This window comes from Burkholderiales bacterium (assembly GCA_036262035.1).
Taxonomy (GTDB): domain Bacteria; phylum Pseudomonadota; class Gammaproteobacteria; order Burkholderiales; family SG8-41; genus JAQGMV01.
The window spans coordinates 1222397-1242380 of the sequence record DATAJS010000010.1; the positions used below are offsets into that span (position 1 = coordinate 1222397).

21 protein-coding genes are annotated in these 19984 nt (G+C 65.7%); 15 read left to right on the forward strand and 6 right to left on the reverse strand.

Annotated features, from left to right (window positions below):
- Nucleotides 1-42: 42 nt before the first annotated feature.
- Nucleotides 43-1482, reverse strand: coding sequence for an SLC13 family permease (locus tag VHP37_13740; GenBank protein HEX2827406.1), 1440 nt, complete (start codon nucleotides 1480-1482; stop codon nucleotides 43-45).
- 201 nt (nucleotides 1483-1683) lie between these two features.
- On the opposite strand from VHP37_13740, the gene VHP37_13745 reads away from it, so the two are divergent.
- The 5 genes from VHP37_13745 to VHP37_13765 are packed head-to-tail and all read left to right on the forward strand — an operon-like array spanning nucleotide 1684 to nucleotide 6580.
- Nucleotides 1684-2697 carry a tripartite tricarboxylate transporter substrate binding protein gene (locus tag VHP37_13745; protein ID HEX2827407.1) on the forward strand — a complete coding sequence of 338 codons (1014 nt, stop codon included), beginning with the start codon at nucleotides 1684-1686 and terminating at the stop codon, nucleotides 2695-2697.
- Nucleotides 2698-2706: 9 nt separating this feature from the next.
- Nucleotides 2707-3171: a tripartite tricarboxylate transporter TctB family protein gene (locus VHP37_13750; protein ID HEX2827408.1), complete on the forward strand. Its 465-nt coding sequence runs from the start codon at nucleotides 2707-2709 to the stop codon at nucleotides 3169-3171.
- 7 nt (nucleotides 3172-3178) lie between these two features.
- The gene (locus VHP37_13755) at nucleotides 3179-4699 is read left to right on the forward strand and encodes a tripartite tricarboxylate transporter permease (GenBank protein ID HEX2827409.1); all 1521 of its coding nucleotides are present in this window, start codon (nucleotides 3179-3181) and stop codon (nucleotides 4697-4699) included.
- 52 nt (nucleotides 4700-4751) lie between these two features.
- Nucleotides 4752-5564: an SDR family oxidoreductase gene (locus VHP37_13760; protein ID HEX2827410.1), complete on the forward strand. Its 813-nt coding sequence runs from the start codon at nucleotides 4752-4754 to the stop codon at nucleotides 5562-5564.
- Between the two features lie 56 nt (nucleotides 5565-5620).
- The gene (locus VHP37_13765) at nucleotides 5621-6580 is read left to right on the forward strand and encodes an SDR family NAD(P)-dependent oxidoreductase (GenBank protein HEX2827411.1); all 960 of its coding nucleotides are present in this window, start codon (nucleotides 5621-5623) and stop codon (nucleotides 6578-6580) included.
- Nucleotides 6581-6584: 4 nt separating this feature from the next.
- On the opposite strand, the gene VHP37_13770 is transcribed toward VHP37_13765, so the two are convergent.
- On the reverse strand, nucleotides 6585-7361 hold the full coding sequence (locus tag VHP37_13770) for an SDR family oxidoreductase (GenBank protein HEX2827412.1): 777 nt from the start codon (nucleotides 7359-7361) through the stop codon (nucleotides 6585-6587).
- A 114-nt stretch (nucleotides 7362-7475) separates the two neighbouring features.
- On the opposite strand from VHP37_13770, the gene VHP37_13775 reads away from it, so the two are divergent.
- Nucleotides 7476-8840 (forward strand): MmgE/PrpD family protein, encoded by a 1365-nt coding sequence (locus VHP37_13775; protein HEX2827413.1) that lies wholly within the window; start codon nucleotides 7476-7478, stop codon nucleotides 8838-8840.
- Nucleotides 8841-9052: 212 nt separating this feature from the next.
- On the opposite strand, the gene VHP37_13780 is transcribed toward VHP37_13775, so the two are convergent.
- On the reverse strand, nucleotides 9053-10015 hold the full coding sequence (locus VHP37_13780; GenBank protein HEX2827414.1) for a tripartite tricarboxylate transporter substrate binding protein: 963 nt from the start codon (nucleotides 10013-10015) through the stop codon (nucleotides 9053-9055).
- A gap of 71 nt (nucleotides 10016-10086) precedes the next feature.
- Between VHP37_13780 and VHP37_13785 the strand changes: the two genes are divergently transcribed.
- Genes VHP37_13785 through VHP37_13805 form a run of 5 tightly spaced genes read left to right on the forward strand, consistent with a single transcriptional unit; the run spans nucleotide 10087 to nucleotide 13651 of the window.
- Nucleotides 10087-10728, forward strand: a complete 642-nt coding sequence (locus tag VHP37_13785; GenBank protein HEX2827415.1) for a gluconate 2-dehydrogenase subunit 3 family protein — start codon at nucleotides 10087-10089, stop codon at nucleotides 10726-10728.
- A 2-nt stretch (nucleotides 10729-10730) separates the two neighbouring features.
- Entirely contained in the window at nucleotides 10731-12497 is a 1767-nt protein-coding gene (locus VHP37_13790; GenBank protein HEX2827416.1) for a GMC family oxidoreductase, read from the forward strand.
- Nucleotides 12498-12551: 54 nt separating this feature from the next.
- On the forward strand, nucleotides 12552-12974 hold the full coding sequence (locus VHP37_13795) for a hypothetical protein (GenBank protein HEX2827417.1): 423 nt from the start codon (nucleotides 12552-12554) through the stop codon (nucleotides 12972-12974).
- A 6-nt stretch (nucleotides 12975-12980) separates the two neighbouring features.
- Nucleotides 12981-13253: a hypothetical protein gene (locus VHP37_13800; GenBank protein ID HEX2827418.1), complete on the forward strand. Its 273-nt coding sequence runs from the start codon at nucleotides 12981-12983 to the stop codon at nucleotides 13251-13253.
- 50 nt (nucleotides 13254-13303) lie between these two features.
- The gene (locus VHP37_13805; GenBank protein HEX2827419.1) at nucleotides 13304-13651 is read left to right on the forward strand and encodes a hypothetical protein; all 348 of its coding nucleotides are present in this window, start codon (nucleotides 13304-13306) and stop codon (nucleotides 13649-13651) included.
- A gap of 172 nt (nucleotides 13652-13823) precedes the next feature.
- Here VHP37_13805 and VHP37_13810 read toward each other — a convergent pair whose 3' ends face one another.
- A complete protein-coding gene (locus tag VHP37_13810) occupies nucleotides 13824-14111 on the reverse strand; it encodes a hypothetical protein (GenBank protein HEX2827420.1) in 288 nt (95 codons plus the stop codon).
- A 98-nt stretch (nucleotides 14112-14209) separates the two neighbouring features.
- Between VHP37_13810 and VHP37_13815 the strand changes: the two genes are divergently transcribed.
- The 3 genes from VHP37_13815 to VHP37_13825 are packed head-to-tail and all read left to right on the forward strand — an operon-like array spanning nucleotide 14210 to nucleotide 16669.
- Nucleotides 14210-15250: an alpha/beta hydrolase gene (locus VHP37_13815; GenBank protein ID HEX2827421.1), complete on the forward strand. Its 1041-nt coding sequence runs from the start codon at nucleotides 14210-14212 to the stop codon at nucleotides 15248-15250.
- The gene (locus VHP37_13820) at nucleotides 15250-15852 is read left to right on the forward strand and encodes a glutathione S-transferase family protein (protein ID HEX2827422.1); all 603 of its coding nucleotides are present in this window, start codon (nucleotides 15250-15252) and stop codon (nucleotides 15850-15852) included. The genes VHP37_13815 and VHP37_13820 overlap by 1 nt, the downstream gene beginning before the upstream one ends.
- Before the next feature lie 22 nt (nucleotides 15853-15874).
- Entirely contained in the window at nucleotides 15875-16669 is a 795-nt protein-coding gene (locus VHP37_13825) for an enoyl-CoA hydratase/isomerase family protein (protein ID HEX2827423.1), read from the forward strand.
- A gap of 135 nt (nucleotides 16670-16804) precedes the next feature.
- Here the strand turns inward: VHP37_13825 and VHP37_13830 are convergent, their stop codons facing one another.
- Nucleotides 16805-17857: a tripartite tricarboxylate transporter substrate binding protein gene (locus tag VHP37_13830; protein HEX2827424.1), complete on the reverse strand. Its 1053-nt coding sequence runs from the start codon at nucleotides 17855-17857 to the stop codon at nucleotides 16805-16807.
- Nucleotides 17858-17879: 22 nt separating this feature from the next.
- On the opposite strand from VHP37_13830, the gene VHP37_13835 reads away from it, so the two are divergent.
- Entirely contained in the window at nucleotides 17880-18869 is a 990-nt protein-coding gene (locus VHP37_13835) for a tripartite tricarboxylate transporter substrate binding protein (protein HEX2827425.1), read from the forward strand.
- An 881-nt stretch (nucleotides 18870-19750) separates the two neighbouring features.
- On the opposite strand, the gene VHP37_13840 is transcribed toward VHP37_13835, so the two are convergent.
- On the reverse strand, nucleotides 19751-19984 hold a 234-nt coding region (locus VHP37_13840; protein HEX2827426.1), incomplete at its 5' end, for a transposase.

A 19984-nucleotide genomic window follows, 5' to 3' on the forward strand; every position in this document is an offset into this window, starting at 1 on the left:
GCCCGCCTCCCTGTCCGGCTAAGCTATCACCTGCCGCCTGCGCTACCCGATCGTCAGCGGCTCCCCCACCAGTCTCCAATAGGGTAGCGCGATCGCCAGCACGACGACGAACGCGATGATCGTCATCCAAATCCCGAAGCGGAAGATCTCCGGCGCCGAGAGATAGCCCCGCTCGTAGACCGCGAGCGACGAAGCGCTCTGCGCGGGGTAGTACAGGACCGCGTCGCCGGCGATCATCACCGCGAGCCCGCACACCAGCGGGTTCACGCCGGCGAGAGTGCCGATCGACATCGCGATCGGGATCGTGGTCGCGAGAAAACCGGTGATGTTCGGGATGAGCAGCCGCACCGGCACCGACGCGACCATCAGGATCGCGACGACCAGGAAAGGCTGGCCGCGAAACGCCGGCACCGCTTCCACGATGAGCTGCGCGACCCATGCGCTCGCGCCGCTCGCGGTCAGCGCCTTGGCGAGCGACAGCGAGGAGGCGAGCACGAAAAAGTTGGTCCAGCCGATGTCGCGCTCGAACTCGCTCCACGTGAGCACGCCGATGCGAGGCGTGAGCAGGAGTATCCACGCGAGCAGCGCCGGCACGACCGGATGGAAGTGATGGATCGAATCGGTCAGCCACAGCGCCGATGCCGCGACGGTGATCGCGACCGTGCGCAGCTCCCGCGCCGACAGCGGCGTCGCAGCGCTTTCCTCGAGCGGCGGCAGGGTCATCTCGAAGCCGCGCCGGTAGACGACGTAGATCAGGAGCGACCCGATCGCGAGCAGCGCGACGTACGGCACGCTCATCAGCAGCAGCCACTGGCTCCAGTACACGCCGCCGATGAGCGCCGCGGCCACCACCGGCGTGATCCCGCCCGTCAGCAGGATCGTGGACGCAAGCCGGTTGATCGAGTTGAGCGCCATCATGATCGCGCTCGCGAGCGCCGAGCGGCGAGGCACCTGCGCGATCTCGAGCGCGTGCTCGTATACGTGCACGAGGATGCCGGTGCGCGTCGTCGCCGAAGGCAGCACGATGGTGAGCAGCGGGAACGCGAGCAGCAGTTGCAGGTACAGCGACCGCGCGTTGCCGCGCGAGCGGCGCAGGAAGAAGCGCGCGATGCGCTCGGCGAGCCCGCCGCGCGACACCGCGAGGCCGATGGTGAGCACGCCGATCAGGAAGTAGGCGACCGGCTCGGCGAAGCCGGCGAGCGCCTGCGAAAAACCGGGCACGCCGCCGGAGAGCACCAGCGCGGCGATCAGCACGAGGCTCGTGACGCCTGCAGGCAGCAGCTCGCTGCACCACAGACCGATGACGAGCACCGCGACCGCGAGCACGCGCTTGCCGGCCTCGGGCAGTCCGGCGGGCGAAGGCGCGACGAGGACGGCCGCGAACAGTGCGATCAGCGCTGCCGCAATCCAAGCCGGACGACGGCTCGACGAAGGCGCTGCGCCCGGCGCCGCGCGTGCGACAGTTGTTTGTTCTTGTGCCATGTGACGACTCGCGACGACGATATTCGCGTACCGCAGCAGCTCGTAACCGTGGTCCACGCTCGCGGCTTGCGCGGCAATCCGCGAGCGTAGCATCAGATCGCGGCCTTCATCGCGGTTGACGCTTGTCGAAATGCGGGAACATACTGGACGCAAGCGTTCGATGCTTGCAGGTCGAACCGATAAAACCGAGGAGACCCGATCATGCGCTTTGCCGTGCTTCGTCCTCTGTGTCTCGCGGCTGCGCTCGCAGCCGCGCCTTTCACCGGCGCGTTTGCCGCACAGTCCGATCCGGCTGTCCCCAAACTGCCCCCTGCGAGCTGGAAACCCGATCGTCCGGTCGAGTTCGTCGTACAGGCCGCGGCAGGCGGCGGCAGCGACATCTTCGCGCGCACGATGGCGAAGATCCTGACCGACGAGAAGATCGTCACCGTTCCGGTGAACGTGGTGAACAAGCCCGGCGGCAGCGGCGCGGTGGCCTACAGCTACCTCCGCGGAAAGAAGGGCGACCCGCACGTCATCGCGACGGCGACCGGCTCGTACCTCACGACGCCGATCCAGGGGCACTCGCCGGTCAGCTACAAGGATTTCACCAATCTCTCGGTGCTGTGCGTCGAGGATTACATCGGCGTGGTGAAAGCGGATTCGCCTTACAAGTCGCTCAAGGATCTCGTCGAAGCCGCGCGCAAGAAGCCGAACGGCATCCGCATCGGCGGCAGCAGCGTCGGCTCCTCGGACAGCATCATCGAGAATCGCATCGAGAAAGCCGCCGGCATCCAGCTCAACTACATCACGTTCCAGAGCGGCGGCGAAGTCAACGCGGCGCTGCTCGGCGGCAGCGTCGACCTCGCGACTCCGAACCCGAGCGAGGCCGCGCAGCTCATGACCGCAGGGCGCCTGCGCGGCATCGCGATGTTCTCGCCCGAGCGCCTGGAGAAATATCCCAAAGTGCCCACGGCGCGCGAGCAGGGCGTCGACGTTACGCTGGAACAATTCCGCGGCGTCATCGCCGCGGGCGGCATCACCAAAGACCAGTCGCTCTTCTGGCAAAACGCGATGGTGAAGGTGTTCCAGTCGGCGGCGTTCAAGAAGTACATGAGCGAAAACGGCCTGCGGCCGCTGCTCAAGGTGGGCGACGACGCCGAGAAGTACGTCGCGCAGCAGAACCAGTTCTTCACGCAGGTCCTGACCGAGCTCGGCATCGCGAAGAAGCACTAGAGGCTGCCGATGAAGCGCGCGGACATCATCGCGGGCCTCGTCCTGGCGGCGGGTTTCGGCGCCTGTCTGTGGATTGCGTCTTCGTTCCAGTACGGGACGCAATTCGCGCCGGGACCGGGTTTCGCGCCGGTCTGGCTGTCGGCTCTCGGCATCGTCGTGTCGCTGGCGATCGCGATCCACGCGGTTGGCGCGGCCCGTGCCGCGTCCGCGAGGGCGCAGGCACAGCCGCTCGAGCGCCGCGGGCTGCTGCGCGTGGCCGCGGTGCTCGTCGGGCTCGTCGTCATGCTCACGCTCACCGAGTGGCTCGGCCTCGTGTCCTCGATCCTGCTGCTCCTGCTCTTCATGACGCTGTTCGTGCAGCGCTTGTCCGTCGTCGCGGCGCTCGGCGCGAGCGTCGGCACTACGCTGTTCGTCTACATCGTCTTCGTGCGCCTGCTCGACGTGCCGATCCCGAGCGGGCCTCTCGGATTCTGAGGCTGCCTTGGAGATCCACAACCTGCTGCTCGGTTTCTCGGTCGCGCTGCACCCGACCAATCTGCTGTTCGCGTTCTTCGGCGTGCTGCTCGGCACGATCATCGGCGCGCTGCCGGGTATCGGTCCGTCCGCGGGCGTCGCGGTGCTGCTGCCGGCGACCTTCGGCATGCCGCCGGTCACCGCGATCATCATGCTCGCCGGCATCTACTACGGCGCGATGTACGGCGGCACCATCACTTCGGTGCTGATCAACACGCCCGGCGAATCGGCGTCGGTCATGACGACGCTCGACGGTTTCCAGATGGCGCTGAAAGGCCGTGCGGGCGCGGCGCTGGGCATGGCCGCGATCGGCTCGTTCATCGCTGGCACGCTCTCGGTGGTGCTGCTCATGCTCGCCGCGCCGCCGCTCGCCGATCTCGCGGTGACGTTCGGCCCCCCCGAATACTTCGCGCTCATGGTGCTGGGGTTGACGACGCTCGCCAGCCTCAGCGGCGGCTCGATGCTCAAGGGCATGGCGATGGCGCTCGCCGGCCTCATGCTCGGCACGGTCGGCATCGACCTGATGATCGGCGAGCCGCGCTTCACGTTCGACAACGTGAACCTGCTCGACGGCATCGACTTCCTGCCGGTCGCCGTGGGTCTGTTCGCGATCGGCGAGCTGCTCTACAACCTGTACGAGCCGATCCGCGTCGAGCCGATCAAGGCGAAGCTGAGCGGTCTCCTGCCCACGCGCCAGGACTGGCGCGATTCCTACGGTGCGATCGGCCGCGGCACGATCATCGGCTTCTTCGTCGGCATCCTGCCCGGCGCCGGGGCGACGATCGCGTCGTTCCTCGCGTATGCGACCGAACGGCGCGTTTCCAGGCATCCCGAGAAGTTCGGAACCGGCGCGGTCGAAGGCGTCGCCGCGCCCGAGTCCGCCAACAACGCCGCGTCCACCGGCGCGCTCGTGCCGCTGATGGCGCTCGGCATTCCCGGGTCGGGCACCACCGCGGTGATGCTCGGCGCGCTGACGCTGTACGGCCTCCAGCCGGGACCGCTGATGCTGAGCACGCACCCCGAGGTCTTCTGGGGCCTGGTGGCGAGCATGTACATCGGCAACGTCATGCTGCTCATCCTGAACCTGCCGCTCGCGCCGGTGTTCGCCAGCGTGCTGCGCGTGCCGTACGCGATCCTGATCCCGATCATCATGGGCATCGCGCTCTTCGGCGTGTACAGCGTCGAGAACAGCGTGTTCAACGTGGGCGTGGCGATCGTCTTCGGCGCGCTCGGCTTCGCGATGCGCATCTACGGCTATCCGCCGGCGCCTCTGGTGCTGGCGCTCGTGCTCGGGCCGATGCTCGAGAAGGCGCTGCGCCAGTCGCTGCAGATGTCGCTCGGCAATCCGCAGATCTTCGTCACACGTCCGGTGAGCGCGGCGATCCTCGCCTTCGCGCTCATCGCGGTCGTGTATCCGCTGTTCGCCGACATGCGTGCGCGCCGCCGCCGGCGCCTCGAGCTCACGCCGACCGCGCCGCCGGCGAGCTGATCCGGCGTCTCTCAACTGGTTTATCCTTGGGCCAGCTTGAAGAGGACGCCTCATGTCTTTTGAAAACATCGCAAACGACTACGGTTTGATCGACAAGGTCGCCATCGTCTCGGGCGCAGGCGGTCCGATCGGGCAGGGACTCGACGAAGGCGTGACGAACGGCCGCGCCGCCGCGATCCTGCTCGCGCGCGCAGGCGCGAAGGTGTGCGTGGCCGGACGCACCCGGGAGCTCGCACAGCACACCGTCGACATCATCAGACAGGAGGGGGGTGAGGCCTTTGCCCATGTCGCCGACGTCACCCGGGAAGCGGAATGCCGCGGCGTCGTCGAAGCGACGATGGAGCGCTACGGCCGCCTCGACTGCCTGGACAACAACGTCGGCCGCAATGCGCCCGGTGATGTGACCGAAATCAGCGTGCAGCAGTGGCGAGACATATTCGCGCTGAACGTGGACAGTATGATGATGATGTCCAAGTACGCCATTCCCGCAATGATCTCGAGCGGCGGCGGTTCCATCGTCAACATCGGCTCCCTGCGCAGCATCCGTCCGCAGAAATCGACCGTTTACACGGTGACCAAGGGCGCCGTCATCGCGCTCACCGCGACCCTTGCCGTCGACCACGGCCCCCAGGGTATCCGCGCGAACTGCATCATTCTCGGTCCGGTGTTCACGCCGAACATCAACCGCAATCTCACGCCGGAGCGCCGCAAGGCGCGAGCCGAGGCGTCGCTCATGAAAACCGAAGGTACCGGCTGGGACACGGGTCAGCTCGTCCGCTTCCTGCTTTCCGACCAGTCGAAGTTCATGACGGGCCAGAGCATCTGCCTCGACGGCGGCGCGTCGCTCGTAGGCCCGTCGCGTTAGTCGCGAATCAACTATAACGATCCCATTTTTCGGCGCGTTGGCGCAAGGAGACGAACATGCAGCAGCATCTGAAGGGCAGATCGGCCATCGTGACCGGAGCGGGCCGCGGCATCGGCCGCGAGATCGCGCTCCTGCTGGCGAAGCAGGGCGCGAAGGTCGCGGTGTGCGACCCCGGGCTGGATCGCGGCGGCAAGGCGACCGAGGAGCGCGTGGCCGACGAGGTCGTCGGCCTCATCAGGCAGGACGGCGGCACCGCGATCGCGTTGTACGACTCGGTAGCCGACTACAAGAAGGCGGGAGAGATGGTCGCCACGACGGTGGCCGAATTCGGCGGCGTGGATCTCATGATCAACGTCGCGGGCATCCTGCGCGAGCGCATGATCTGGAACATGTCCGAGGAAGACTTCGACCAGGTCGTCGCCGTGCACCTGAAGGGCATGTGGAACATGTCCCACCATTCCATCAAGCACATGCGCGCCAGGGGCTTCGGCCGCATCGTCAATTTCTCGTCGTCCGCGTTCAAGGGTTCGGTCGGGCAATGCAACTATGCGGCGGCAAAGGCCGGCATCATCGGCCTGTCGCGCACGATCGCGCAGGAAGCGTACAAGTTCGGCATCACCTGCAATGCCGTGTGTCCGTCGGCCGATACCCGCATGACGCTCACCGAGGAAGTGAAGGCCAATCGCAAGCGCAAGTTCGAGGCGGGGATCACGTCGGCGGAAGAGTACGCCCGACAAACGCAGCCGCGCGGGCCCGAGTACATCGCGCCGTTCGTCGCCTACCTGTGCACCGACGAGGCCTATTACCTCAACGGGCAGACCTTCCACACCGAGAAGGGCGAGCTGTCCAACTACTACTTCGGCGAGACGATGAACCAGATCACGAAGGAGGAAGACGGCGGCATGTTCAGCATCGAGGAGCTGATGAAGAAGGTTCCGGAGATGATGAGGAATGCCACGGTGCTGGTGCCCGCCGTCCCGCCGGCGGAAGCGCAGAAATACGTGAAGACGCGCTGACGCTCTACCCCAGCATCTTCTGGCCGCCGTCGACGTGGATCGCCGAGCCGGTGATCGCGCCGGCGCGCTCCGAGCACAGGAACACGCAGGCCCACGCCAGCTCGTCGACGCGCGGCTGCCGCTTGATGGGGTGGGTCTGGCGTGCCTTCTCCGCGCTGAACTCGGGCGTGACGCCCGGATGGGTCTCGTAGTCGCGGACCGTGTCCATGAACCCCGGGTTGATGTCGTTGACGGTGATGCCGTATTCGCCGAGACCGGTCGCGAGCGACTTGGTGAGCGTGCGCAGCGCGCCTTTCGCCGTGGAGTGCGGGACGCGCAACCAGCCGCCGCTGTAACCGTCCGGCCCGTTGATGTGGATGATGCGTCCCCAGCCCGCCGCCATCATTCCCGGCGTGAAAGCCTTGGCGAGGTACCAGGAGGCGGTCAGCTGCTGGTTGAGAAAGAAATGCCAGTCCTCGTTGGACGTCTCGAAGAACGACTTGTGGAGCCGGCGGGCGGCATTGCTCACGTAGATGTCGACGCGCCCGAAGGTGTCCTCGGCGCGGCGCTTCATCTCTTCGACCGTCGAGAGCTCGCCGGCGACACCCATGACCACGAGCGTCCTGGCGCCGAGCGCCCGCGCCTCTTTCTCGACGGATTCGGCTTCCTCGCGGTTCGAGCGGCTGTTGATGATGACGTTCGCCCCGCGTGCGGCGAACTCGAGGACGATCGCGCGCCCGATGTTGCGGCCCGACCCCGTGACCAGGATCGTTTTGCCCGTGAAGTCCAGTTCCTTGTCCACCCGATCCTCCGTTCCGGTTAATGCCGCGGCTCCGACGCGCCTTTGCCGACAGGAGCTACCCTTGTGAGATGGTTTATTCTCGCCCCATAGAGTAACGCCTGATAAGGAGGCGCCATGCCCCTCTCGCAAACCCTCGCTCGATTCGCGAAAGACCTTCGTTACGACGACATACCGCAGCCGATCCGCGAACGGGCAAAACTGCTCATGCTCGACGCGCTCGGCATCGCGTTCGCCTCGTCGCAATACGACTTCGCGAAGAAAGCGCTCGCCGGCTTGAGCCGCTTCGGCTCCGGGGAGCACATGGTGATCAATTCCGATCGCAGGCTTGCCTTGCGCGACGCCGTCACGCTCAACGGCATCCTGGTGCACGGGCTCGATTACGACGACACCTACCTGCCGGGGTCGGTGCATCTGTCGTCGAGCAGCGTGCCGTGCCTGCTCGGCATCGGCGCGGAAGCGAAGGCGGACGGTCGCGAGCTCGTGACCGCGCTCGTACTGGGACTCGAGTCGGCCGCGCGCGTCGGCGTCGCCGGCAACGGCGGATTCCAGAAAGTCGGCTTCCATCCGACCGCGATCTGCGGCGCGATGGCGTGCTCGCTGCTCGCGGGGCGGCTGATCGGATTGGATGTGGAGAAGCTCGCGAACGCGCAGGGCATCGCGCTCTCGCTGGCGAGCGGCACGATGCAGCCGATGCAGGACGGCACGTGGACCAAGCGCCTGCATCCGGGCGCGGCGGCCGCGTCGGGCATCACCGCCGCAGGCCTTGCCGAGGGCGGTTTCCTCGGACCGTCGGAAGCGTACGAAGGGCACTTCGGCTTCTACAACATCTTCCTCGCCGAGCTGCGCACCGGCGCCGATCCCGCGCTCGCGACCGATCGGCTGGGCGAGCACTGGGAGTTCGCGCGCTCGTCGGTGAAGCTCTACCCGGCGTGCCACCAGATGCACGCGTTCATGAACGCGGCGGTCAAGATCGCGAGCGAGCACCGTTTCGCTCCGGAGGACATCGAGCGCGTCGATACGCTGGTATCCGACATGGCGCGCGAGCTCGTCTGCGAGCCGTCGGCGGCGAAGAAGCGGCCGGATTCGAGCTACGCGGCGCAATTCAGCCTGCCGTACGGCGTCGCGGCGGCGCTCACGCGCAAGCGCTTCGGCCTCGCCGAGATCGAAGAGCCCGCGTACACCGACGCGAAGTTGCTCGAGCTCACGCAGAAAGTGCGCTACGAGGTCGATCCCAACTCGGGTTTCCCCAGGAAGCGCGCGGGCGAAGTGATCGTGACGCTGAAGAACGGCACGACGCTGCGGGAGCGCAACGAGATCGTTCCCGAGGAGCCGGCGAGCGCCGAATCGATCGTGCGCAAGTTCTTCGCGAACACCGAGCTCCCGATCGGCCGCCCGCGTGCCGAGCAAATCAGGGACGCGGTGCTGGGGCTCGACGAGCAGCGCGACGTGCAGGCGCTGACGGGGTTGCTTGCGGGCTAGAAAGCACTCAACCGCAGAGGACGCAGAGGACGCAGAGGAAGGTCAAAGGCGGTTGCAGCGTCGTCATTCCCGCGAAGGCGGGAATCCATTTCGAGCCGTTGGACGTCAAAATGGATTCCCGATCCTTCCGCTACCGCGGGTCGGGAATGACGATCCTTGTCGCTTTTCCTCTGCGCGCCTCTGCGTCCTCTGCGGTTGATAACGCTTTCGACTTACTCCACCTTCGCCGCCGACGCCTTGATGATCGGCGCCCAGCGGCCGATCTCTTCCTTCACGAACGCGCGGTACTCCTCGGGCGGCTTCAGGTCGGCTTCCATCGAGAGCGTATGCAGCTTCTGCTGCATCTCGGCGCTGCGCGCGATCTTCGCGCTCTCGTCGTACAGCTTCTGCACGATCGCTTTCGGCGTCTTCGCCGGCACTTCGATGCCGTGCCAGTTGAGCGCCTCGTAGCCCGGCACGGCGCTCGCGATCGGCGGCACGTTCGGCAGCATCGCGGAAGGCTTCGCGCTCGTCACGCCGAGCACGCGGATCTTGCCGGTGTTCGCCTGCGTCAGCGCGGTCGCGACCGCCATCATTCCGTAATCGACTTCGCCCACGAGCACGCCGGTCAGCGCGGGCGCGCCGCCTTTGTAAGGCACGTGCACGACCTTGATCTTCGCCATGTGGTTCATCATCTCGGCGAAGATGTGCGCCGACGCGCCGATGCCCTGCGACGCATAGCGCAGCGTGCCGGGCTTGGCTTTCGCCTGCTCGACGAGCGCCTTGATGCTCGTCAAGGGCGACGACGCCGGCACCACCAGCGCGAGCGGAAAGGTCACCCACAGCCCGACGTGCTCGAAATCGCGCATCACGTCGTACGGCAGCTTGGGATAGAGCGCCGGCGCGAACACCATGGTGCCGACCGAGCCCAGCAGCAGGGTATGGCCGTCGGGCTGCGCCTTCGCGACGATCTCGGTGGCGACGGTGCCGCCCGCCGCGGGGCGGTTCTCGATGATCACCGGCTGGCCGAGCGCCTGCGCGAGGCGCTCGCCCATGATGCGCGAGAGCACGTCCGCCGAGCCGCCGGGGGCGAAGCCGACCACGATGCGCAGGGCGCGCGTCGGGTACGGCTGGGCGGGGGTGGGTGTAGCGAAGAATGCGGCGATCAACGCCGCGACCAACGAAATGTTACGCAATGTGGACCTCCTCTCCTCCGAACACCCCCCGGTGTGTCTAAACTACCGCATCAAGCAAAGGAGGAGCAAAGATGGGGGATTACGCCTACGCCTACCTCACGCCCGCTGAGGTCCGCTTTCTGGACGCCGCCGTCGAGCGGCTGATTCCGACCGACGAGCTCGGCCCCGGCGGCCGGGACGCAGGCTGCGCCTGTTACATCGATCGCCAGCTTTCGAGCCCGTGGGGCTCGCACGGCCGCAACTATCGCAGCGGCCCGTGGCCCGAAGGCACGCCCGAGCAGGGTTTCCAGTCGCGCTTCACGCCGGCGGAGATCTATCGCATCGCGATCCGCGAGATCACCGATCACTGCGTCGCCAGGTTCGAGAAGCCTTTCGATCAGCTCGCGGCGGCGAAGCAGGAAGAGATCCTGAAAGCGCTGGAGAAAGGCGAGATCGAGCTGCCGTCGCTGTCCTCGAAGCTCTTCTTCGACATGCTCTGGCGCAACACCGAGGAAGGCTACTTCGCCGATCCGATGTACGGCGGCAACCGCGACAAGGTGGGCTGGAAGCTGATCGGCTTCCCGGGCGTGCCTTCGGGCGCGTACAGGGAGCACCTCGGCAATCCGGCGCTCTACAACGCCGAGCCGATCAGCATACTCGACATCCAGACCCGGGCCGTCGAGCCCGACGCGAACGGTTTCGCGAAGCACGTCATGATCAAGAGGGAGAAATAAGAATGAGCGCGATCAAGATGAAACCGGTCGACGCGGTCGTCGTCGGCAGCGGCGTGGTCGGCTCGATCATGTCGATGGAGCTCGCGAACGCGGGACTGAAGGTGCTGTGCCTGGAGCGCGGCCGCATGATCGACCCCAAGAACGACTTCGTCGCGCCCCAGGTGCACGACGAGCTCAAGTTCGATCGTCACAGCGACATCTTCCAGAACCTCTCGCGCGAGACGATCACCTTCCGCAACAACTCGGGCCAGACCGCGCTGCCGATGCGCGAGATGGGCTCGTTCAAGCCGGGGGAGATGGTCGGCGGCACCGCCGCGCACTGGGGCGGCAACGCGCGGCGCTTCCTGCCGCACGACTTCGAGCTGCGCAGCAAGATCGTCGAGCGCTACGGCGCGGGCTTCCTGCCCGAGGACGCGACGATCCAGGACTGGGGCGTGACGTGGGACGAGATCGAGCCGTACTACGACATGTTCGAGCAGATCTACGGCGTCGGCGGTAAAGCGGGGAACATCGAAGGCGAGATCCAGGCCGGCGGCAATCCCCACGAAGGCCCGCGCTCGCGCGAGTTTCCGAATCCGCCGACGTGCCGCACGCCGCAGGGCGAGATCTTCGCGCAGGCCGCGAGGGAGCTCGGCTATGCGCCGTTCCAGGGACCGGCGGCGGCGATGACGCGCGACTTCCAGAACCTCTACAAGGTGATGATGCTCGAGTGCCATCGCGGCGGCTTCTGCTCGAGCCACGTGTGCTCGCAGGGCGCGAAGGCGAATCCCTTGAGCGCGGTGCTGCCGGCGCTCTACAAGCAGCCGGACTTCGAGCTGCGGCCGCTGTGCAACGTCATTCGCGTCAACACCGATTCGACCGGCAGGAAGGCGACCGGCGTCACCTACATCGACGCGCGCGGCCGCGAGGTCGAGCAGCCGGCGGACATCGTCGTGCTCGGCACGTACTGCTTCAACAACACGCGCCTGCTGCTCCTCTCGGGCATCGGCACGCCGTACGATCCGCAGAGCGGCCGCGGCGTCGTCGGGCGCAACTACTCGTACCAGACCGGCGGCCGCGTGCACGCGTTCTTCGACGACCGCGAGTTCAACCCGTTCATCGGCGGCGGGCAGGTGAACACTTCGATCGACGAGCTCAACGGCGACGTGATCGACCGCGGTCCGCTCGGCTTCGTCGGCGGCGCGTACATCAACATGCCGAACCCCGGCGCTTCGCCCATCAAGTCCAAGCAGGTGCCGCACGGCACGCCGCGCTGGGGCGGCGAGTGGAAGAAGGCGGTCGCGCAGCACTATCGCCGCAATCTGGGCGTCCACATCCACGGCTCGTGCATGAGCTACAAGCAGCACTATCTCGATCTGGACCCGACCTACAAGGACGCGTACGGGCTGCCGCTGCTGCGCATGACCTTCGACTGGCACGAGAACGAGCGCAAGATGCTCACGTGGATGAACGAGAAGTGCGTCGAGATCGCGAAGGCGATGAAGCCGTCGAAGATCGACGTGCGCCCGGTGCCGAAGAAGTACAGCATCATCCCTTACCAGAGCACGCACAACATCGGCGGTGCGGTGATGGGCGCCGACCCGTCGACGAGCGTCGTCAACAAGTATCTCCAGTCGTGGGACGTGCCGAACCTCTTCGTCGTCGGCGGCAGCTCGTTCCCGCAGAACCCGGCGCAGGGCCCGACCGCGACCATCGGCATGCTCGCGTGCTGGGCAGCCGACGGCATCAAGGAGGTTTACCTCAAGAAGCCCGGCGTATCGATGGTCTGAGAAATCGGGGTCAGGTCCACATTTTCGGAAATGTGGACCTGACCCCATTTAAAGATGTACGACATCTTTCGCATTCAGCTCGCCGTCGACATCGTTGCGAAGAGCGGGGCGCCTTCCTCTTCGCGCGATGTCGTGCCTCTGATACGGGCGATACCACACGCGACCATCGTGCCGCACGGCATGCAGGTGCAGTGGTACGTGAACCAGGAGCAGCCGCACCTTCCCTCCGTCCCGGATTTTCCGGACACCCATCTCGTCTGGGAGGTGCTGTTCAACGGCAGCTCGCCGTTTCGCGACGCGTCCTATCGCTGCGCGTTGAGAACGACAACCGACGACATGAAGACGCCACTCGTGCATTGCTCGGAAGCGCAGCCGGTCCACGTCGAGCAGCAGGGAATCTTCACGTACGACGTTCGACTGTCCGATGAGAGCGGCCGTACGATCTCGCTCGAGCACGCGGTGTTGATCGTTTCTTGAGCGCCCATGGTTGCGCGCAGCCTGCTCGTTCTGCTTGCCGCGCTCGCGCTGTCGACGGCGGTGTCGGCCGCGGAGCCGCAGGCGCCCGCGCCGCCATCCGATCAACGCCGCGCGCAGCCCGAGACCGAGCGGCTCTCGCCCAGGCCGCGCGTGGGACCCGTCATGAGCAATCGCTGCTATACCGTCGCCGCGAACTGCATCCTGAGCGACTCGCAGCCGCGCGATTCGAAGTGCTGGTGCGCGACGCCTTTCGGCCCGTCTTACGGCACCGCCAGGTAGAAATCCGAAATCCGGGTCAGAGTCATATTTCGACAGGGGGAGAAGAGCGCATGCGCATCCACAACCTGTACGCCGACGCGAACGGCGAGTCGCACTTCCGCGACATCGAGATCGAATGGGCCGAGGAGCGGCGCGGCAGCAAGCTGTCGAAACGGCTGCCCGCCAACGGCGTCATCTTTCGCGAGACGGTGGCCGAGTACGACCTCGACTGGCATCCCGCGCCGCGGCGCCAGTACATCGTCAACCTCGACGCCGGCGTGCGCATCACGGCGAGCGACGGCGAGAGCCGCGTCATCAGCGCCGGCGAGATCATCCTGGTCGAGGACACCACCGGCAAAGGCCATCTGTCGCAGGGTCTCGGGCAGATGCGCCACAGCCTCTTCATTCCGCTGGAATAAAGGTCCACACCGCTGGTCGGCGCGGCCTGAAGGCCGCACCTCCCCGCGTGAAAGCGCGCTTAGGCGCCTGGCGGCGCTACATCCAATTAAAAAGGCGGGCACTCGGGCCCGCCCTTTTGTTGCGAGGGTCCGACCCCGGCTTCTTCGGGGTCGGACCCTGGTTTTACCCGCGTTACTTCGCCGGCGGCGGCATATCGGGCTTGCTCTCGCTCACGCCGCTGGGATCGGTCGTCTTGCGGTTGTCGATGATCTCCTTGGTCTTCTTCTTGGTCTTCTTGGCCGCGCGCTTGGTCTTCTCCTTGGCGTTGTGGGCCTTCTCCTTCACGTATTCCTTCGCCTTCTCGGTCTTGGTCTCGGCTTTCGGCTGGTCGGCCGGGACGGTGGTCGTGTCGGCGGCGAGCACCGGCAGGGACGACAGGACGAGGCTGCCCGCGAACATCGCGATGACGATAGACTTCATGTGGGTTTCTCCTTTAGAACAAGTTGGAATAATTGAAGCGGCGGTGCTCCAGGCTACCCTCTGCCAGAACCGTGCCGCTCGTTTGTGGGGGATTTGTGATGAGCTATGCAGCCCGGGTATTCGTATCCGCAGTCATGGTCGGCACATTCGGGATCGCGGGCGCTCAATCGCCGCGTGAGGTGCCGGCGCGCGCGCTGCCGGTGCCCGACACCGTGAGCCCGCAGATGCAGAAGATCATCGGTGCGCCGCTCTCGGCGACGTGGAACAACTATCCGAAGACACCGGAAGCGTGGAAGGCGGAGACGAACAAGGCCGCCGCGGCCGCTGCCAAACGTCTCCCCGCCATGCGCGCTGCGCTCGGGGTGAGCATCGAGCCGGCGACGATAGCCGGCGTGAAAGCCTACCTGCTCACGCCCGCTGTCATCCCGCCGCAGAACAGGAACCGCCTTCTGGTCCACCTTCACGGCGGCTGCTATGTCAGCAATCCCGGCGAGTCGGGAACGGCGGAGGCGACGATGATGGCCGGATTCGGCGGCTTCAAGGTGCTTTCGGTCGATTACCGCATGCCGCCCGACCATCCGTTCCCGGCCGCGCTCGACGACGCGATCGCCGTGTGGAAAGCCGCGCAGAAGATGGCGCCGGCGAAGAACATGGGCGTCATCGGCTCGTCCGCGGGCGGCGGGCTCACGCTCGCGATGGTGCTCAAGGCGAAGATGGACAAACTGCCGCTGCCCGGAGCGATCGCGCCCGGCACGCCGATGTCGGACCTGAGCGGAGCCGGCGATTCGTTCCACACCAACGCGATGGTCGACAATGTGCTCGTCGCGTACGGCGCGAGCTGCGACGCGCGCGCGGCGATGTATGCTAACGGCCGCGATCTCAAGGACCCGCTGCTCTCGCCGGTCTACGGCGATCTGTCGGGCTTTCCGCCGACGATACTCAACACCGGCACGCGCGATCTCCTGTTGAGCAACACCGTGCGCGTGCATCGCAAGCTGCGCCAGGCCGGCGTCGAAGCCGCGCTCTACGTGCACGAGGGCCAGGCGCACGGCGGCTGGTATCGCGATTACACCGCGCCGGAAGCGAAGGAGACCTTCGAGGAGATCGCGCGGTTCTTCGACAAACACCTGGGGAAATGATGAGCAAAGCCAGACTGATTTACTTCGACGCTCCCGTCAGCCGCGGCGAGGAATGCCGCCTCGCGCTACACCTTGCCGGCGTCGATTTCGAGGACGTGCGTATCAAAGGAGCCGACTGGCCGGGCATGAAGGACAGCACGCCCTACGGCGCGCTGCCGGTGCTCGAGCTGCCGGGCAAGCCGCCGCTCGCGCAGTCCAACGCGATCCTGGTGATGATCGGCCGTGCGCACGGCCTGCATCCGAAGGACGACTTCGAGGCCGCTCGCCACGAAGGCATGATGCAGCACGTGGAGGACCTGCGCGGCGCGGTCGGGCCGACGATCCGCATGAGCGATGCCGAGAAGAAAGCGGCAAGGGTAGCGCTCGCGTCAGGCTATATGCCGCAGTGGGCGCAGGCGGCGGAGAAGAACCTCGGCGACGGCCCGTTCTTCGGCGGCGACAAGATCAGCGTCGTCGATCTCAAGCTGCACATGGCGGTGCGCTGGTTCATCGGCGGCAAGGTCGACCACATTCCGGCGACGATCTTCTCGGCGTACCCGAAGCTCATGCGCGTGCACGACGCGGTGCGCGATCATGCGGGCGTGAAATCCTGGTACGCGTAAGTGCAACACGGAAGAAGCAACGATGAGTGAAGACCAGAACGTCGAATACACCTGCGAAGACGGGATTGCAGTGATCGCGATCAACCGTCCGCAAAAGCTCAACGCGATCGACGATGCCATGGTGAGGTCGATCATGGCGGCGCTGCATCAGTTCGACATGGACGATGAAGCGCACACCGCGATCCTCTGCGGAAACGGCCGAGCGTTCTGCAGCGGCGCGGACGTGAGGGCGAGGCAGGCGCGCAGTGCGGAGGACCTGAAGCGGACAGGCGGTCCTTCGGCGCAGGACGCCAAAGGCACGGACATCTTCATACGCTCGGTGAACTGGAAGCCGGTGGTCGCCGCGGTTCACGGCTATGTGCTCGGGCTGGGGATCGGTCTTGCGCTGGATTGCGAGCTGGTCGTCGCCGAGGCCGGCACGAAGTTCCAGATCACCGAGACGCCCCGCGGCCTGTCGGGTTCGGGCAAGTACATGAACCTGCTCGCTTACCGCGGGCTCGGCAGCTTCGCGACCGAGGTCACGCTGACGGGGCGGTACTTCACCGCGGAGGAAGCGCTCGCCGCCGGCGTGATCGACCGGGTGGCGCCTGCCGGCAAGTATATGGAAGTGGCCCGTGAGCTCGCTGCGGCGATCAACAAGAACCCGCCGCTTGCAGTGCGCGCGAGCGTCATGCAGCGGCGCTGGCAGATCGAGGACAACCGCCGCGAAGCCATCCGCTACCAGGGTCTGAACAAGCTGTACCTGACCGAGGATTTCGCGGAAGCCACTCGCGCTTTCGTCGAAAAGCGCAAGCCCAGGGGATTCAAGGCGCGTTGAGGGAGCTCTGATTGAGCACTGATGTCATTGCGAGGAGCGGAAGCGACGAAGCAATCCCGGAGGGTCCGCTGCGTGCGCCACGAGATCGCCACGTCGCTTCGCTCCTGCGATGACTTGATCAGAGTGCCTTGACGGTCACTGAGGCTCGATGCGGGCGGCTTTGACCGCGGCGCTCCAGCGCTCGGTCTCGCGCTTGTGAAAGTCCGAGAACGATGCCGGCGTGCCGCCTCCGCCGATCATGTCGCTGCGACGCCAGTGCGCCTGCGCTTCGGGCGTCTTCATGTAGCGGTTGATGGCGTCGTTCCAGCGCTGCAACAGCCGCGCGGGCAGCGCTTTCGGACCGTAGACGCCGTACCAGACGGTCGCCTGGAACCCGGGCACGCCGGCTTCGGCCACGGTGGGCAACTCGGGCGCGAAGTCTCCGCGCTGCGCGCTCGTGACGGCGAGCGCCCGGAGGCGGCCGGCCTTCACGTGGGGCAGCAGCGTGCCCGGCGTGTTGAAGTGCATTTTCACCTGGCCGCCGGCGAGATCCGCAATGGCCGGCCCCCCGCCCTTGTAGGGCACGTGCAGGATATCGACACGCGCCATCGACTTGAACATCTCGAGCGCCAGGTGGTTCGTGGTGCCGACGCCCGATGATGCGCCCGTAATCTGTCCCGGCTGCGCGCGGGTCAGCGCGATCAGCTCCTGCACCGACTTCGCCGGCACGCTCGAATGGACGACCAGGATGAACGGGCTCGAAGCGGCGAGGGCAACCGCATTCAGATCGCGCGCGGGATCGAAGCGCATGTTCCTGTACATGCTCGACAGTATCGAGATGGTCGAGCTGGTGCAGAGCATGGTGTAGCCGTCGGGCTCCGCGCGCACGACGATCTCGGTGCCGATCTGGGTGCCGGCCCCCGGGCGATTGTCGACGATGACCTGCTGGCCCCAGATATCGGTGAGCCCGGCCGCGATCGCCCGACCGACCAGGTCGACCGATCCGCCGGGCGTGTAGGGATTGATCATGCGCACGGGGCGGGTCGGAAAATCCGACTGCGCGTGCACGCAGAACACCCAGCCGAACATCGTCGCGGCGCAGGTCGCGTACGCCGTCGCGCGCCGCGTCGGTTCATATCGTGTTTTCGTGGCGACCTCCGCAGCTTCGAGTACTCGGTTACCCTGATACAGCAGATCGGTCGAGCTCACGATAACACGAGGAGGAAGGACGATGCGCAGTTCCGGTCATCTCTGCACCATCGCGTCATGCGCAATCGCAGTCGCCTGCCTGTTCCCCGCCGCGGCGCAGGCCCAGCAATATCCGATGAGGCCGGTCCGCTTCATCGTGCCGTATCCGCCGGGCGGCTCCACCGATTACACCGCGCGCGAGATCGGACAGCGGCTGTCCGAGCTGTGGGGGCAGCAGCTCGTGATCGACAACCGCGGCGGTGCGGGCAGTCTCATTGGACACGCGATGGCCGCGGCTGCGGCGCCTGACGGCTACACGCTGCTGCTCGGGACATCCACGGGCCTGTCGATCGCGCCCGCGCTCGGAACCAGGCTTTCCTACGACCCGCAGAAAGACTTCGCGCCGATCGGGTTGGCCGTGTATGCGCCTTACATGCTGGTGGTGCCTGCGCCGATTTCGGCAACCAGCGTGAAGGAGCTCATCGCCTACGCGAAGAAACAGCCGGGCAAGCTCAACTACGGCTCGTCGGGCGTGGGCACTCCGAACCATCTGGGCGGCGAGCTGATGGATCTCCTCGCCGGGACACGCACCGTGCACGTGGCCTACAAGGGCGGCGGACCCGCGATGACCGATCTCATCAGCGGACAGCTTCAGTACATGTTCAGCGCCATCCCGCAGACGCTCCCGCACGTGAAGAGCGGACGGCTGCGAGCGCTCGCGATCGGGCATCCCACGCGCACACGCGCAGCACCCGACCTGCCGCCGGTCGCCGACACACTTCCGGGCTTCAACAACACCACGTGGTACGGCCTGCTCGCACCGGCACGTACGCCGCGCGCCACCGTTGCGAAGGTCAATGCAGACCTCGGCAAAGTGCTCGGTCAGCCCGATCTCGTACAACGCATGCTGTCCCAGGGCATCGAGGCTGCCGGCAGCACGCAGGAGGGACTCGGCGACATGATCCGCACCGAGACCGAGCGCTGGCGCAAAGTCATCAAGACCGCGGGGATCGCAGTGGAGGCGATTCGTTAAGTATGGTGTTTAAAACCCGTTCGGCCTGAACGTAGCGGCAGCCTTACCACCGTTCGGCCTGAGCGTACCGGCAGCCTTACCACCGTTCGTCCTGAGCGTAGTGGCAGCCTTATCACCGTTCGCCCTGAGCGTAGCGATAGCGAAGTCGAAGGATGAACGCTTTCTGAACGCGCCGCCTTCTTCTTTCGCTTCATCACCATACCGTGCGCCGCATCCCCCACACCCTTCCCGCCCTCCTCGCGCCGCTGCCTGCGCTGCCGCTGCGGCATCGGAACCCTGCGACGCCCGACAAGGACGGCGCTGCGAACTCGCGCACCGGCTCGACTTCGATCTACCGCCCGTCAACGCGGGAAGAGCATCGCACGTGGAGCGACCGGAGAAGCTCGACAGTCCTCGCGAAACCCCGTCCTTGCCGTGCGTCGCAGGGCGCTCGTCTTGATTGGGCGGGAAGGGTGTGGGGGATACGGCGGTGCGCGGATGGGGAGGGTCTGAAGCCGCAACGACCTGAAGCGGTCGTGCGCACTCTCGCTTGCCTGACGCGTTTGCCTTTGTTTGTCAGACCGTACGCAGCCGAGGCGCTGAACCTGTGCCACCATTTTGCCGTTGGTTACAATTTATACGGGTCAACGACGCTTTATATCGCGTCTTTTAGGCGCTCTACTTCTACTTATACGGCAATGACTGATCGCTTCGTGAGGCGCTGATGGAAAGCTTGCGAAACAGGATCCATACGATATTTGTCGAGCGTGCACCCAACTCTCTTCGGCTGGAAAATTTCATCGGATTGCTGCCGGGAGAAGACCCGCGCGCAATTCAACACGAACTCGGCAATATGGTGACCGAAGGGATGATGACCTGCCCAGGGATCTTCGGACCAATCGCTACTTTAGAACGGCGCCCTGGTTGATGAACTGGTGTTGCTGCTTGAACTCGATCGGCGTGAGGTAGTCGAGGCTCGAATGCGGCCGGACTGTATTGTAGTGCCGACGCCACGTTTCAACGATGACCTTCGCTTCGCGTCGACTGCGGAACCACTCGACACTCAGGCATTCGTCGCGGAATCGGCCATTGAAGCTCTCATCCATGCCGTTCTGCCACGGTTTGCCGGGATCGAT